This is a genomic window from Alloyangia mangrovi (assembly GCF_002300555.2).
Taxonomy (GTDB): Bacteria; Pseudomonadota; Alphaproteobacteria; order Rhodobacterales; family Rhodobacteraceae; genus Salipiger; species Salipiger mangrovi.
Genome location: NZ_NTHN02000020.1, coordinates 26,118 through 39,912 on the forward strand (window position 1 = coordinate 26,118; position 13,795 = coordinate 39,912).

The window sequence follows — 13,795 nt, forward strand, 5'->3', positions numbered from 1 at the left end:
AGAGCGCAGCCGCCTTGCCGCGCGCCTGTCACCGGAGAGCCGCGATGATCCGCAGCGGCCTCTTCATCTTCCTCGGCAACGCGCTCGGCGCGCTGTTCCTCTTCGTGCGCAACGTCTTCCTCGCCAGGCTGCTGCCGCTCGAGGACTACGGCGTGGCGATGACCTTCGCGATCATCGTGGCGGTGCTGGAGCTGGCCTCGAACATGGCTGGCGACCGGATGCTGGTGCAGGCCGAAGACGGCGACGATCCGCGGCTCGAGAACACGATGCACCTGCTCGAGATCGTCCGGGGCATGGGGCTGGCGCTGCTGCTCTTCGTGCTGGCGCCGCCGCTGGCGGACTTCTTCCAGGCTCCGGAGGCGCTGCCGGCTTTCAAGACGCTGGCGCTGGTGCCGATGATCCGCGGCTTCCGGCACCTCGATATCTTCCGCGTGCAGCGGAGGCGGGATTTCCGCGGCATCGTCATGACGCCGCTGCTCGCGCAGCTGATCGCCTGTCTCGCCGTGGTGCCGCTGGCCTACTGGCTGCAGGACCACCGGGCGATGATGCTGTCGATCCTGATCCAGCATGCGCTGATGGTGCTGCTGTCGCACGTCTATGCCGAGCGCCGCTACGGCGCGGTCTTCGACCGGGACCTGGTGCTGCGCATCGTCAGCTTCGGCCTGCCGCTGATGATCAACGGGGCGCTGATGTTCGTGGTGATGAACGGCGATCGGTTGATCGTCGCGAACCGGATGGGGCCAGCCGACCTGGGCTGGTTCAGCGCCGCCTTGACGCTGGCGCTGACCCCGACGCTGATCATCGGCAAGACCCTGCAGACGCTGATGCTGCCGCTGCTCTCGCGGCGGCGAAACGCGGGCGCCGGCTTCCAGGAGGTGGTGCAGGTCTCGCTGCAGCTCTCGCTGCTGGCCGGACTGGCCTTTGCGGTCCTGATGTCCATCATCGGTCCGTGGCTCTTCGTCACCCTTTTCGGCACGAAGTTCGCCGCCGCCGTCGACATTCTGGTGCTGCTCTGCATCGCTCAGGGAATGCGCGTCGCGCGCTCCGGTCCCTCGACCATTGCGGTGGCGACAGGCCAGACCAGCAATCCGATGCTCGCCAGCCTGGTGCGGGTCAGCGTGCTGCCGCTCGCGCTGGCGGCGGCGGTCTGGCTCGAGGCGGATCTGCAGCAGATCGTGCTCATCTCGATCGTCGGCGAGGTCATGTCTTACCTCACCTCGATCGCGTTGGTGCGGCACCGCGTCGGCCTGAGGGCCGGGGTGATGACCTGGCCTCTCGCCCTGGCCGGGGCGAGTTTCGCCCTGCTGGTCCTGATCACCGGGATCTCGCCGATCCCCGCGGATCCGCGCCACATCTTCAGTCTCCGGAGCCTGCTGCTGCTCGTCGCCCTGCTGTGCAGCGCGATGACCATGCAGGACGCGCTGCGCTTCCTGTCGTTGCGGCTGAAGCGGAGCGCCGCCCCAAGCGCAAAGAAGGGCCCTGCGAATGGATAGTGTCCGGGCGGAACGGCCGCTCCTCATCCACATCGGCTACCACAAGACCGGGACGACCTGGTTCCAGCGAAGGCTCTTCGTGCCGGAGAACGGTTATTTCCAGCTCCTCGATCACCAAGAGATTTTCGAAACGCTGGTCAGGCCCTACCCGCTGGCCTTCGACCCCGAAGAGGTCGCCGCGCGCATCGCCGGCCCGCTCGCGCGGTTGCCTGAGGGCTGCGTGCCGATGCTCTCTTCCGAGATCCTGTCGGGCAATCCGTTCTTTGGCGCGCGCGACTGCCTGCTCTGCGCCGAGCGGCTGAAGACCTGTTTCCCGACTGCGCGGATCCTCATCACCATCCGCGAGCAGATTGCCGCCATCGTCTCGACCTACATGCAATATCTGCGTCGCGCGGGGACGCTGTCGCCGCAGGACTTCTACGACGCCCGGGTCGAGCCGGGCTACGGCGCCTTCGACCACAGGCACTTCCAGTACGACCGGCTGGTGGCGGAATACCGGCGGCTCTTCGGGGCGGGCGACGTGCTGGTGGTCACCAACGAGGCGCTGGCGACGGACGCCATGGCCGTGGCGACCGAGGTGGCGACCTTCAGCGGCGCCGCCCTTCCGCGACAGGTCAGCAGCACGCGGGTCGGCGCCAGCGCGCCCGAGGCGGCGGTCGGCGCGCTGCGCCTGGTGAACCGGTTGCGCGGCGGGCCGGCCTCGACGGCGACGCTGGTGGATCTGGGTGCGGCCGGACATTGGCTGCACCGGGGCACCGCGAAACTCTTCCAATTGCCGCCGCTGCGGCGCTACGCGGCGGGCCACCGCCCGGTGCTCGACGCTGCACGCATCCGCTACGCGGGGGCCTTTGCCGAAAGCAACCGGCGCCTGGTTGAAATGATCGGGCCGACGCCGGGCCTGTCGAGCTACGAGGGTGTCTCGATGACCTTGTTGGACGCCGTCTCGGCGCCGGACCCGTCGCGCCAGGGCAGGACGCCCGCGGCCGCCGCGCTGGAGACCCGCCGGTCATGACGCGCATCAGCCCAATGCCGCGGGACCCGAGCAGGGCGCTGGTCATCGGCCTGCTAGGACACACGGTCACCTCGTCGAACCTCGGGATCGGCGCGCTGACCCTTTCCGACATCCGCATTCTCGAGGAGGTGGCAGCGACGCTCGGACGGGATATCCGCTTCGAGCTGACCGCCTGGCACGAGCCGCACCCGGTCTACATCGAGCGACCGAACCTGCGCTATCACCCGCTGTCCCGCGGGTTCATCCTGCGCCCCGAGGGACTGCGGGCGATGGCCCGACGCTGCGATCTGGTGCTCGACATCTGCGGCGGCGACAGCTTCACCGACATCTATGGCCCCAAGCGCTTCGTCATGCAGCTTGCGGCGCAGGCGGCGGTGACCAGCACCGGCACCCCGCTCGGCTTCGCGCCCCAGACCATTGGCCCGTTCAACCGCCCCTGGGTGCGGCGCGGCGCGGGCTGGATCATGCGCCGCGCGGCGTTTGTCTGCGCGCGCGATGCCCTGTCCTCGGACTACGTGCGGAGCCTGAAGGATGACCGCATCACCCTGTTCGAGGCCACGGATGTCGCCTTTCACCTGCCCTACGCGCCGCGCCCCAAGGCGCATGAGGCCGACGGCAAGACCCATGTCGGGATCAACGTCTCGGGCCTGCTTTTCGCGGGCGGCTACACCGGCAAGAACGAGTTCGGACTGAAGATGGACTACCCGACGCTGTTGCGGCGCCTGATCCGGCATTTCTCGGAACGCGGTGACTGCGTCGTGCATCTCATCGGCCATGTGATCATCGACAGCCCCTCGGGCGCCGGAGAGGACGACCAGCGCGCCTGCGAGCAGCTCGGCGTGGAATTCCCGGGGGTGATCGTCGAGCCGCCGTCGCCGGGACCAAGCGAGGCAAAGAGGCTGATCTCGGCCATGGACTATGTTTTCGGCGCGCGGATGCATGCCTGCATCGCCGCCTTTTCCTCGGGCGTGCCGGTGCTGCCGATGGCCTACAGCCGCAAGTTCATCGGGTTGTTCGGCACACTTGGCTACGGGCATGTCGCCGATTGCCGCGCGGCAAGCAGTGCCGAGGTCGAGGCGCAGATCCTCGAGGGATTCGAGGCGCGGGACAAACTTGCCGCGCAGATCGAGGGTGCCAACCAGGAGGCCATGCGCCGCCTCGATCTCTACCGGAGCTTCCTGGCGGGCGTTCTCTCCGCGCAAGCGCCGCGCACCGGCGCCTCGGAGCGTGCGACCAACCGGGATATCCAGCCGTAACGTTTCGGTGATTTTCCCGGGCCGGAGGGCGCGCACCGCAATTGTCCTTCGCCCGCCCACCGAATTGGCCTTTCCCGACAAGGCAATGCGTCCAGCAACCGCCATGAGCGAAATCCCGCAGGTGACACGACCTAGACGTGCAAATTGGCGCGCCATGAATTAATTATAGGGAGTCGGCGCCTCCGGGACCTCCAACAACCTTTCTGCGGCCCGCCGATGTAAATTTCATGCATATACGGTGCTTCGTCAACGTGATGACGAAGGGCAGGAGCCGCGCTCTGCGCAAGGCATATTGCCCGGACCCTGTGAAATGTCGTGTGAAAAATTTCCATAGCGATCTTTGCTTTTCATCCTGGAATCGATGATTTCCGGCGCGTGATCCGCGTCTTAATTGGAAATCCTTTTGGGGGATCCAATATGAAAATTAGAAGATTTGGTATCCCGTTTGACTGGTTGACCCTTCTCCAGAATGGGCCATTGGAGCTCGACCCGGTCTTCGGTGCCCGGGACGGGAGCCTCGGACACAAGTTCTACCGCAAGGCCGGCAAGCGGGTCTTGGACCTGACGTTGGTCTTGCTCTCTGCCCCGGTGACCCTTGTCCTGCTTCTGCCGCTTGCGCTTCTGGTTGCGACGGACCGCAGCAACCCCTTTTTCAGCCAGATCCGGCTTGGGCGGGGAGGGCGGCATTTCCGAATGTGGAAGTTGCGGTCGATGGTGCCGAACGCGGAAGAGCTGCTCCAGGCGCACCTCGCGGCCTGTCCCGAAGCGCGCGAGGAGTGGGAGCGCGACCAGAAATTGAAGCAGGACCCGCGGATCACCAGGCTCGGTCACTTCCTGCGCCGGTCCTCGCTCGACGAGTTGCCGCAGTTCTGGAATGTCTTCCTTGGCGACATGAGCGTGGTCGGCCCGCGTCCGATGCTGGAAACCCAGCGTGCGCTTTACCCCGGCATTGACTATTTCGAGCTTCGGCCCGGCATCACCGGGCTCTGGCAGATCGAGGCGCGCAACCAGAGTTCCTTTGCCGACCGTGCCCGTTTCGACACTGGCTACAACACCGGCCTGTCGCTGAAGACGGACCTGCGCATCATGCTGGCGACGGTCTTCGTTGTCTGTTCCGGCACCGGACACTGAGGAAAAGGTCGTCTCTTTGCCTGAGGTGCCGTGTCGCCCCGGGAAAGGCGCATACGCCGGTCGACGCGGGTGCCGCGCCCTCGCCCCCCCGCGAGCCCTTCGTGGCTAGGTCCGCGATGCCGGCTGCCGGTAGAAGAGCACCATCACGGCGGCGACGAGCGGCCAGACCAGGCAAAGCGCGTAGCCGAGCACCGCGTAGAGCGCGGACCGGTGGCCGTGACGCCTGCGTTCGCGGTGGGTGAGGGTCAGCGCGACGAGGACGGTCACCAGATAAGCCAACAGAAGGATGTTCAGAAAGTTCATCACGGGCTCCAGCCTTGTCGAAATGCCCGGCAACTGCGGGACCGTACTGGCCAAGTGGGGAACTTGCCGTAGCCTAGCATAATATTAAGCACAGTGTCGCAGTGATCGGCGAGAAATTAAGGCTCGCTCGGCAAGAAATGGCGTATCAGGTAAAATGCGAGGATAGTTGCGATACCATTTGGTGCCAAGATTCGAATCTTGGCGCGATGTTCGTGCGAATCTATATGATATATTTGGGCGAATAATTTGGTGTCATTGGATAATGAGTCAGCGCTATCTAGAATGTTACTGTTTGGTTTACACTGCATGCTATGGAGGGCGTACTCGAGGGGTGCGGCATGTAATTGAGGCGCGGCTCTGCAAGAATTTCAAAATTTGCTGAATTGGCAATTTACATGGTGGATCAAAGCGTTCCGAAAATGCAAAAGGCGCGCCGGCGGGGACTCAACCGGCTCGCGCCGCTGCGCAATCTGCTGGTGTCGCTGCGCCGCGCCTATCTCGTGCACGTCTGGAAGATGGATCTTGATCCGAGCTGCCAGTTCTCGCTGTCGGCCAAGTTCGACCGGACCTTTCCGATCGGCGTGCATGTCGGCAGGGACACTTACGTCGCCTTCGAGGCGCGGATCCTGACCCATGACATGACGCGCGGGCTCTACCTGCACACGCGAGTGGGCCGGAATTGCTTTGTCGGCGGGCGGGCGCTGATCCTGCCGGGTGTCGAGATCGGCGACAACAGCGTGGTGGCGGCAGGTGCGGTGGTGACGAAATCCGTCCCCCCCGGGAAGCATCGTCGCGGGCAACCCGGCACAGATCGTCCGCTCGGGAATCGAGGTGGGGCGGTTCGGACGGTTCGCCTCCGCCGACGAGACCGAAAGCCGGCTCGCGGCGGCCGGCGAGACCTGATGTTGCAGTCGGGGCCCGGGAACGCTCTGCTCATGATCCTTCTCACCCTCGGTCTCATTCTGGGCGGCGGCATGGTGCTGGCCTGCTGGGCAGGCGTCGAGCTGCGCTCCGCGCCCCGGCTCGGGGACCGGCCCTTCTCCGTCGCCCTGCCCGAGGGTCGGGCGATCAGGCTCACGATCCTCGGCACCAGTCTGACCGAGGGAGAGCTCTGGCCGGGCGAGGTGGCGGGCCGTGTGGGCGCCTGCATCGGCCATCCCGTGGCACTCACGGTCGTCGCGAAAAGCGGCGCCGGGTCGGATTGGGGGATGACGCAGGTGGCGCGGGTCGCGGCAGAGAAACCCGACCTTCTGCTTGTCGAGTTCGCGATCAACGATGCGGATGTGACCGAGGGGGTGTCGCTCGGGCGCTCGGCGGAGGCGCATGTTGCGCTTATCCATGCGTTGCGAAGCGCCGCGCCTGGTACGGAGATCGCGCTGATGACGATGAGCCCGGCGCAGGGGCTGCGCGGCCTGGTCCGGCCGCGGCTGCGCGCCCACTACCTGCAATATCGGACCCTGGCCAAGGAGATGGGGCTGGGGCTGATCGATCTTTACCCGAGGTGGCTGGCCCTGCCGCCCTCTGCACGCGGCCTATCGAGGGACGGCCTGCATCCTGACCGGGACACGGCGGCACATCTCATTGCCCCGGTGATCACCGAGGCTGTGGCGCAAGCCCTCACAGGGACCGGCTGCAGCGAGGCTCAGCGCAGGTCCTGAATAAAGCTGTGAAGCCGCTCGATCAGCGCCTGATGCGCCGGGCTGGGGGCGCTGTCTTCGCCGGCAGACTCAAGCCCGGCCGCCAACAGGAGCCGTTCGAGCTCGCCCTGTTCGAAGGCGACGTGCACGCCGCGCAGGCCCTTCACGTGGCGGACCGTCGCCATCTGGTGGTCGTTGCGGTGCTCACCGAGCGCGGCGCGCCGGGGAAACAGGATCAGCGGCTTTCCGAAGCGCCGCGCCGAAAGGATCGAGCCGATTCCGGCGTGCGAGACCACGACCCGCGCTTCACCGAAGAGCGCGCTGAACTCCTGCGGTGCGAGCGTCCGGCGCGCGTCGAGATTGGCCCAATGTCCCGTGAGCGAGGCGCCGACCTGGGCGATCACCGGCTCGCCGAGCCGCGGGGCGATCGCGTCCAGTGCATCGATCAGCCGCGGGAAGGGCAGCTGGGTGCCGACGGTTGCGAAGATCACAGGATGGACCCGGCGTATTCGACCTGCGCCTCCCGGGCCACGTGTTCCCACTGGCTTAGCCGCAGGTGCGCGACATGGCGGGCGAGCCGCCCGGAGGTGGACAGGCAGTCGGCGTTGGCGACGCTGTCGATCCACACCCCCTTGGCGCCGACCAGACGCCCGGCGACAAGGGCAATGAGCCCCGGCAGCGCCCCGGTGGTGACAACGACGTCGGGGCGCTCACGCAGCACGATGCGGCAAACCGCGGCAAAGCAGCGGACCGCCGCGCGCGGGGTGCTTTGGCTGCAGTCGGGGATGATCGCGGCGGGCAGGGCGCCGAAATCGTCCGGCAAGCCCTGCAGCGTGGTGAGAAAGAAGACGTTCTCGCCGTCGAAGGCGTGGCGGATCCGCTGAAGCTGTTGCCAATGCCCTCCCGCCGAGGCAACCGCGAGGATCTTTTTCGACAATTCCAATCTCCTTCTCGAAAATGCCGAGCGGCGGCCGGGGCCGGGCGTCGATCTTCTGAAATCTGATACTGGAATGAACAGACCTGGGCGCGGGCAGAGGGAGGCGGTTTGCCTGGGCGCCGGCGCGAGGTCGATCAAGGATACACCAGGACGGCAGTCGACTTAAGCGGTTTCACATGCGGCGCGGCGCTCCGCCGCCGGTCAGACCCGCGCGCCCTTGTGGCGGATGGCGCAGCCAACCAGCCCGGCGAGAAGGCCGATGATCGTCGAGACGCTGTATTCCAGCGTGGTGATCGGCACATGCGCGGAATGGTGCCCGCCGAGAACCAGCGGCGAGAGCACCCCGATCGCGCCGCCGAGGATCATCGCGACGATCCAGTTGCGCGTCGTCATGCCGAGCGCGACACCCAGGATGCCGGGCAGCCCGAGGATGCTGCCCCCGATGGTGCCGAGAAGATCAAGCAGGCTCAGCATGGTCGTGTCTCCCTAGTTTGCTGGCGCGGCGGGCTGTAGCGGCCCGCGCCGGCGCCTTTTGGATCAATCGGCGGAAATGCCCAGGTAGGACTTGATCGAAGCGACATCGACACCGCCCGAGCCGTCCTGCAGCTTGCTCTGCGCGAGGGTCTCGACGACGTGCTGGTACTCCTCGAGATAGCCCGGCGCGAGGTCATGCGCGATGCCCTGGTGGCAGTCGATGCAGGTCATGTTCTCGTCGACCGCGCGCTGGTGGTTCTGTGCGGCCCGGGTCTCCTGGATGGTGAAATCCATGTACTCGAAGGCATGGCAGTTGCGGCATTCGCGGCTGTCGGTGGCCTTCATCTTCTTCCACACCGCCGCGGCCATCTCGAGCCTCCGGTGCTCGTATTTCTCCGAAGTATTTATGGTGCCCATCACCTCGTGGTAGACGTCCTTCACCGCCATGACCTTGGCCTTCATCTTGTACTGCCACTCGTGCGGGACGTGGCAGTCCGAACAGATCGCCCGCACCCCGGAGTGATTGTTGTAATGGACGGTCTGGCGGTACTCGCCGAGGTTGGTCTCCATCGAGTGGCAGGAGGTGCAGAACTCCTCGGTGTTGGTCAGCTCCAGCGACCAGTGGAAGCCGCCCCAGAAGAGGATGCCCCCCCAGAAAGCCCGCGATCAGCAGGAAGCCGGCGCTGAATAGGCCGGTGGGGCTCCAGAAAGCGTCCCAGATGCGCAGCAGGATGTTGCGTCGGCCGGGCTTGTCCCCGTGCATGTTTTTGTCCGGCATGTCGTCTCTCCCGGTTGGGTCGTTGCGTCAGCGCGAGATGCTGGAGGCTTCGAAGTCGTTGCCGACAAGCGCCGGCGCATCCGCCTGCGGAACGTGGCACTGGGTACAGAACCAGCGGGTGCCGGCCACCGTGTCGAGCTGGTTGCCGTTGCGGTCGAGGTAATGGGTCATCGACAGCGTCGGGGCGCCGCGGTCGCCGGCGTTGGTCCAGTCGTGGCAACTCAGGCACTGGTTGGTGCGCAGGTCGATCTGGTACTGGGTCATGGAATGGGGGATCGTCGGCGGCTGCTGGCGATAGTTGCGCACCTCGCGGCCCAGCTGCTGCGGGTAGACCTCGGGCGGCTCGAGCTCCTGGTCGACGGCCGCGCCGCGCAGGGAGTGGATGCCTCCAGTCGTCTGGGCCACGACCAGCCCCGCGACCAGCAGGGGCGAGGCGAAGGCGGCGATCTTCGCGATGACCGTCAGTTTCATGGGCGCTCTCCTTAGTTGTCTCGCAGGGGAAATCCCCTCAGGCGGCGGTTGTCCCGGAGCGTTCCGGCGGTGGCAGGGCTTCGACGTGCTGGTCGAAGCGGTGGGTGAACTCGAAGACGTTGACCGAGCAGACATCGACGCAGCGGCCACAGTTGGTGCAATCGGGCGAGAGGATCAGCGGCGTCTCGCCGTCCTTGCCTCGCAGTGCCGGGGCGATGACGTGGTTCTCGGGGCAGACCGCGAAGCAATCCATGCAGTCGTCGCAGGCGGCGCGCCGCGGTGCGCTGACCCGCAGCAGGCTGTATGTGCCCAGCAGGCCATAGAAGGCGCCGACCGGGCAGAGATGCCCGCACCATCCCCGGCGCGAGACCAGCAGATCGAAGAGGAAGACCAGCGCCACCAGCGCCCAGGCAAAGCCCATGCCGAAGACCAGCCCGCGGTGCAGCATGGTGATCGGGTTGACCACCTCCCAGGCGATGGTGCCGGTCAGCGCCGAGACGATCAGCACCATGGCCAGCAGCCAGAGCCTTGTATGACGCTTGGGCTGCCAGCCCTTCTGCAGGCCGAGCGTCTCGTGCAGCCAATGCGCGGCGTCGGTCACCGGATTGATCGGGCAGACCCAGGAGCAATAGACCCGCCCGCCGATCAGCGCGTAGGCGGCGAGCACGATCAGCGCGCCGATGAGGGCGGTGAGCTCGGGCCAGTGCCCGGCGACAAGGCTCTGCGCCAGCACCAGCGGGTCGGTCAGCGGCAGGACGCCGAAGGTCCGCGAGCCGGCCAGCGTGCCGGCCACCCACCAGAGACCTAACCACGGCCCGAGCAGGAAAAGCCCCAGGAAGAAGGCCTGGGACAGCCGCCGCAGGACGAGGAAACGGTGCGCGGGCCACCACCCCTTGAGGCGGGTCGCCTCCTCGCCGACCGGGAGTTTCATCGTCTCCTTCATTCGCCCGCTCCTGGCAGCGTGAAGCTGGGCTCGAAGCCACCCGGCGCGGCAAGGTTGTCGGTGCCCGGCCCGGGCAGGCGGTCGGGCAGGTCGATCACCCCTTCGACCAGCGGGCCGCCGTGTTCCTCCATTTCCTCCCAGCCCTTGCGGTAGTGCTCGGCCGGCGCGCCGCGCGCGAGGCGCAGCGGCAGCACCTTGATCGCCGCCTCGGGCAGCACGCAGCTCTTCTCGCACTTGCCGCAGCCGGTGCAGTGCTCGGCGTGCACCGTGGGGGCGAAGATTGCGTGATGCCCCGAGCGCTCGTTGTGCGACAGCTCGAGGGTGATCGCCGCGTCGATCACCGGGCAGACCCGGTAGCAGACGTCGCAGCGCAGCCCGAGGAAGTTGAGGCAGTTCTCCTGGTCGACCAGGACGGCGGTGCCCATGCGGGCGTCGTCGATATTGGTGAGCGCCGGGTCGAGCGCGCCGGTGGGGCAGGCGGTGACGCAGGGGATGTCGTCGCACATCTCGCAGGGCACGTCGCGGGCGGTGAAGAAGGGCGTACCGGTGGCGGGGCCGTCGGCGCCCAGCTCCGCAAGTGCCAGCGTGTCATAGGGGCAGTCCCGAACGCAGAGCCCGCAGCGGATGCAGGCACCGAGGAAATCGGTTTCGGGCAGGGCGCCGGGCGGGCGCAGCGCCTCGGCCGGGAGCGCCCGTGCATCCCGCGCCAGCCAGACCAATGCGCCGCCCGCCAGTGCGCAGCCACCCGCCATCCGCGCGGTGTCCATCAGGAACCTGCGGCGTTGCGGCGACAGCGGCGTGGCGGCGGGCATGACGGACCTCCTCTGGCGTCTCCCGTGGCGTGATGCGGGGCCCGGGCGGGACTCAGACGCGCTCGACCTTGCAGGCGCACTTCTTGAAGTCGGTCTGCTTCGAGAGCGGGCAGGTGGCGTCTAGCGTCAGCTTGTTGATCAGCTGCCCCTCGTCGAACCAAGGCACGAAGACCAGTCCCTTGGGCGGCTTGTTGCGACCGCGGGTCTCCAGCCGGCTCAGCATCTCGCCGCGGCGGGTGGAGATACTGATCTCCTGGCCGCGCCGGAGTCCGCGGGCCTCGGCGTCCTCGGGGTGCATGAAGACGACCGCCGCCGGAAAGGCCCGGTGCAGTTCGGGCACCCGCCGGGTCATCGAGCCGGAGTGCCAATGTTCGAGCACGCGCCCGGTGGAGAGCCAGAGATCATATTCCTCGTCGGGCGCCTCCGGCGGGGCCTCGTAGGGCGCGAAGATGATCTTGGCCTTGCCGTCCGGGTAGCCGTAGAAAGAGACCTCGGAGCCCTCGGGCACATAGGGATCGTAGCCCTCGCGGAAGCGGTAGAGCGTCTCCTGGCCATCTACCACGGGCCAGCGGAGCCCGCGCGCCTGGTGGTATTGCTCGAAGGGCGCGAGATCGTGGCCGTGGCCGCGTCCGAACATGGCGTATTCCTCGAACAGGCCTTTCTGGACGTAGAAGCCGAAATGCTCGGCCTCGACATTGTCGAAACCCTCCGCGGTTTCTTCGGTCGGGTATTGGTTCACCTGGCCGTTCTCATAGAGCACCTCGTAGAGGGTCTTGCCGGCCAGCTCGGGTATCTTCGCGACCAGCTCTTCGCCCCAGGCCTCCTCGACGGTGAAGCGCTTGGCGAATTCCATCAGCTGCCACAGGTCCGACTTGGCCTCTCCCGGCGCCATCACCTGTTGGTGCCAGAACTGCGTGCGGCGCTCGGCATTGCCATAGGCACCCTCTTTCTCGACCCACATGGCGGCGGGCAGGATGAGGTCCGCCGACATGGCGGTGACGGTCGGGTAGGCATCCGAAACGGTCACGAAGTTCTGGGAATTGCGATAGCCCGGCCAGCCTTCCTCGTTGATATTGGCGGCGGCCTGCATGTTGTTGTTGCACTGCACCCAGTAGGCGTTGAGCGTGCCGTCCTTCAGCGCGCGGTTCTGCGCCACGGCGTGCAGGCCGGGCTTGTCGGGAATGGTGCCCTCGGGGAGCTTCCAGATCTCCTCGGCATGGGCGCGGTGCTCGGGGTTCGTGACCACCATGTCGGCGGGCAGGCGATGCGAGAAGGTGCCCACCTCGCGCGCGGTGCCGCAGGCCGAGGGCTGGCCGGTCAGCGAGAATGGCGAGTTGCCCGGCTCGGAAATCTTCCCGGTCAGCAGGTGGACGTTGTAGACCAGCCCGTTCACCCAGGACCCGCGCGTGTGCTGGTTGAATCCCATGGTCCAGAGCGACATGACCTTGCGGTCAGGGTCGGCGTATTGCTCGGCCAGACGCTCGAGCTGATGCGCCGGAACGCCGGACATCTCGGCGACCTTCTCCAGCGTGTAGTCCGCGACCGCAGCGGCGTATTCGTCGAAATCGATGGGCGTCAGCTCGCCGGAGTCGGGGTTGGCCGCGGCCTGCTGCAGCGGGTTGGTGTCGCGCAGCCCGTAGCCGATGTCGGTGGCGGTCTTGGTGATGTTGACGTGCTTTTCCAGGAAGTCCCAGTTCACCGCATCGTTCTGGATGATGTAATTGGCGATGTAGTTGAGGATCGCGAGGTCCGTCTGCGGGGTGAAGACCATGCCGTTGTCCGCGAGCTCGAAGCTGCGGTGCTCGAAGGTCGACAGCACGTGCACCTGCGCGCCGGGCTTGGTCAGCCGGGTGTCGGTCAGCCGCGACCAGAGGATCGGGTGCATCTCGGCCATGTTCGAGCCCCAGAGCACGAAGGTGTCGGCCTGCTCGAAGTCGTCGTAGCAGCCCATCGGCTCGTCGATGCCGAAGGCGCGCATGAAGCCGACCACCGCCGAGGCCATGCAGTGCCGGGCGTTGGGGTCGATGTTGTTCGACCGGAAGCCCGCCTTCATCAGCTTGGAGGCAGCATAGCCCTCCCAGACCGTCCATTGCCCCGAGCCGAACATGCCGACCGAGGTCGGCCCATTGGCGGCCAGCGCCGCCTTCCACTTCTCGGCCATGACGTCGAAGGCCTCGTCCCAGCTTACCGGCTCGAACTCGCCGTTCTTGTCGTATTTCCCGCCCGACTTGCGCAGCATCGGCGTGGTCAGCCGGTCGGTGCCGTACATGATCTTGGACAGGAAATAGCCCTTGATGCAGTTGAGGCCGCGGTTCACCGGCGCCTCGGGGTCGCCTTGGGTGGCAACGACGCGGCCTTCCTTGGTGCCCACCAGCACCGAGCAGCCGGTGCCGCAGAACCGGCAAGGGGCCTTGTCCCAGCGGATGTCGGAGTTTCCGGGGGTCTGGGCCAGCGCGGCGGGAGCGAGCGAGATGCCCGCCGCGGCGGCGGTGCTGGCGGCGGCGGTGGCCTTGAGGAAAGTCCTGCGCGAGTCCGAGATGGTCATGGG

14 protein-coding genes are annotated in these 13,795 nt (G+C 66.5%); 5 read left to right on the plus strand and 9 right to left on the minus strand.

Annotation, left to right across the window (positions count from 1 at the left end; translation table 11 throughout):
- The first annotated feature begins 44 nt into the window (after positions 1–44).
- From CLG85_RS12430 to CLG85_RS12445, 4 genes are all read left to right on the plus strand, one after another.
- Positions 45–1,493, plus strand: a complete 1,449-nt coding sequence (locus tag CLG85_RS12430; protein WP_095884349.1) for an oligosaccharide flippase family protein — start codon at positions 45–47, stop codon at positions 1,491–1,493.
- Complete coding sequence (locus CLG85_RS12435) at positions 1,486–2,505, plus strand: sulfotransferase (RefSeq protein WP_260348997.1); 1,020 nt, start codon at positions 1,486–1,488, stop codon at positions 2,503–2,505. The genes CLG85_RS12430 and CLG85_RS12435 overlap by 8 nt, the downstream gene beginning before the upstream one ends.
- On the plus strand, positions 2,502–3,761 hold the full coding sequence (locus CLG85_RS12440) for a polysaccharide pyruvyl transferase family protein (protein WP_095882590.1): 1,260 nt from the start codon (positions 2,502–2,504) through the stop codon (positions 3,759–3,761). Before CLG85_RS12435 ends, CLG85_RS12440 begins: the two co-directional genes overlap by 4 nt.
- 477 nt (positions 3,762–4,238) lie before the next feature.
- Entirely contained in the window at positions 4,239–4,892 is a 654-nt protein-coding gene (locus CLG85_RS12445; RefSeq protein ID WP_235865408.1) for a sugar transferase, read from the plus strand.
- 105 nt (positions 4,893–4,997) lie between these two features.
- Here CLG85_RS12445 and CLG85_RS12450 read toward each other — a convergent pair whose 3' ends face one another.
- Positions 4,998–5,195, minus strand: a complete 198-nt coding sequence (locus CLG85_RS12450) for a hypothetical protein (RefSeq protein WP_095882592.1) — start codon at positions 5,193–5,195, stop codon at positions 4,998–5,000.
- 419 nt (positions 5,196–5,614) lie between these two features.
- Here CLG85_RS12450 and CLG85_RS27425 point away from each other — a divergent pair, with 419 nt between their 5' ends.
- Positions 5,615–6,853, plus strand: coding sequence for a GDSL-type esterase/lipase family protein (locus tag CLG85_RS27425; RefSeq protein WP_311734990.1), 1,239 nt, complete (start codon positions 5,615–5,617; stop codon positions 6,851–6,853).
- Here the strand turns inward: CLG85_RS27425 and CLG85_RS12465 are convergent.
- The 8 genes from CLG85_RS12465 to napA all read right to left on the minus strand — a co-directional run bounded on the left by CLG85_RS12465 (position 6,838) and on the right by napA (position 13,792).
- Positions 6,838–7,323: a glycosyltransferase gene (locus CLG85_RS12465; RefSeq protein WP_095882595.1), complete on the minus strand. Its 486-nt coding sequence runs from the start codon at positions 7,321–7,323 to the stop codon at positions 6,838–6,840. The two genes, CLG85_RS27425 and CLG85_RS12465, sit on opposite strands and share 16 nt — an antisense overlap.
- Positions 7,320–7,769 carry a glycosyltransferase family protein gene (locus CLG85_RS12470; RefSeq protein ID WP_095882596.1) on the minus strand — a complete coding sequence of 150 codons (450 nt, stop codon included), beginning with the start codon at positions 7,767–7,769 and terminating at the stop codon, positions 7,320–7,322. The genes CLG85_RS12465 and CLG85_RS12470 overlap by 4 nt, the downstream gene beginning before the upstream one ends.
- Before the next feature lie 201 nt (positions 7,770–7,970).
- The gene (locus tag CLG85_RS12475; RefSeq protein WP_224848754.1) at positions 7,971–8,243 is read right to left on the minus strand and encodes a hypothetical protein; all 273 of its coding nucleotides are present in this window, start codon (positions 8,241–8,243) and stop codon (positions 7,971–7,973) included.
- A 63-nt stretch (positions 8,244–8,306) separates the two neighbouring features.
- Complete coding sequence (locus CLG85_RS12480; RefSeq protein ID WP_311734993.1) at positions 8,307–8,888, minus strand: NapC/NirT family cytochrome c; 582 nt, start codon at positions 8,886–8,888, stop codon at positions 8,307–8,309.
- A gap of 160 nt (positions 8,889–9,048) precedes the next feature.
- Positions 9,049–9,492, minus strand: coding sequence for a nitrate reductase cytochrome c-type subunit (locus tag CLG85_RS12485; RefSeq protein WP_095882597.1), 444 nt, complete (start codon positions 9,490–9,492; stop codon positions 9,049–9,051).
- Between the two features lie 37 nt (positions 9,493–9,529).
- On the minus strand, positions 9,530–10,435 hold the full coding sequence (gene napH, locus CLG85_RS12490) for a quinol dehydrogenase ferredoxin subunit NapH (RefSeq protein WP_235865409.1): 906 nt from the start codon (positions 10,433–10,435) through the stop codon (positions 9,530–9,532).
- Positions 10,432–11,247, minus strand: a complete 816-nt coding sequence (napG, locus tag CLG85_RS12495) for a ferredoxin-type protein NapG (protein ID WP_260349000.1) — start codon at positions 11,245–11,247, stop codon at positions 10,432–10,434. Before napG ends, napH begins: the two co-directional genes overlap by 4 nt.
- 52 nt (positions 11,248–11,299) lie before the next feature.
- Positions 11,300–13,792, minus strand: a complete 2,493-nt coding sequence (gene napA / locus CLG85_RS12500; RefSeq protein ID WP_217989814.1) for a nitrate reductase catalytic subunit NapA — start codon at positions 13,790–13,792, stop codon at positions 11,300–11,302.
- Positions 13,793–13,795: the final 3 nt, after the last annotated feature.

Bases quoted from the DNA above. Each gene is read 5' to 3' on its own strand.
- CLG85_RS12430 (WP_095884349.1), top strand. From the start codon at position 45: ATGATCCGCAGCGGCCTCTTCATCTTCCTCGGCAACGCGCTCGGCGCG.
- CLG85_RS12435 (WP_260348997.1), top strand. From the start codon at position 1,486: ATGGATAGTGTCCGGGCGGAACGGCCGCTCCTCATCCACATCGGCTAC.
- CLG85_RS12440 (WP_095882590.1), top strand. From the start codon at position 2,502: ATGACGCGCATCAGCCCAATGCCGCGGGACCCGAGCAGGGCGCTGGTC.
- CLG85_RS12450 (WP_095882592.1), bottom strand. From the start codon at position 5,195: ATGAACTTTCTGAACATCCTTCTGTTGGCTTATCTGGTGACCGTCCTC.
- CLG85_RS27425 (WP_311734990.1), top strand. From the start codon at position 5,615: ATGCAAAAGGCGCGCCGGCGGGGACTCAACCGGCTCGCGCCGCTGCGC.
- CLG85_RS12475 (WP_224848754.1), bottom strand. From the start codon at position 8,243: ATGCTGAGCCTGCTTGATCTTCTCGGCACCATCGGGGGCAGCATCCTC.
- CLG85_RS12485 (WP_095882597.1), bottom strand. From the start codon at position 9,492: ATGAAACTGACGGTCATCGCGAAGATCGCCGCCTTCGCCTCGCCCCTG.
- napH (WP_235865409.1), bottom strand. From the start codon at position 10,435: ATGAAGGAGACGATGAAACTCCCGGTCGGCGAGGAGGCGACCCGCCTC.
- napG (WP_260349000.1), bottom strand. From the start codon at position 11,247: ATGCCCGCCGCCACGCCGCTGTCGCCGCAACGCCGCAGGTTCCTGATG.
- napA (WP_217989814.1), bottom strand. From the start codon at position 13,792: ATGACCATCTCGGACTCGCGCAGGACTTTCCTCAAGGCCACCGCCGCC.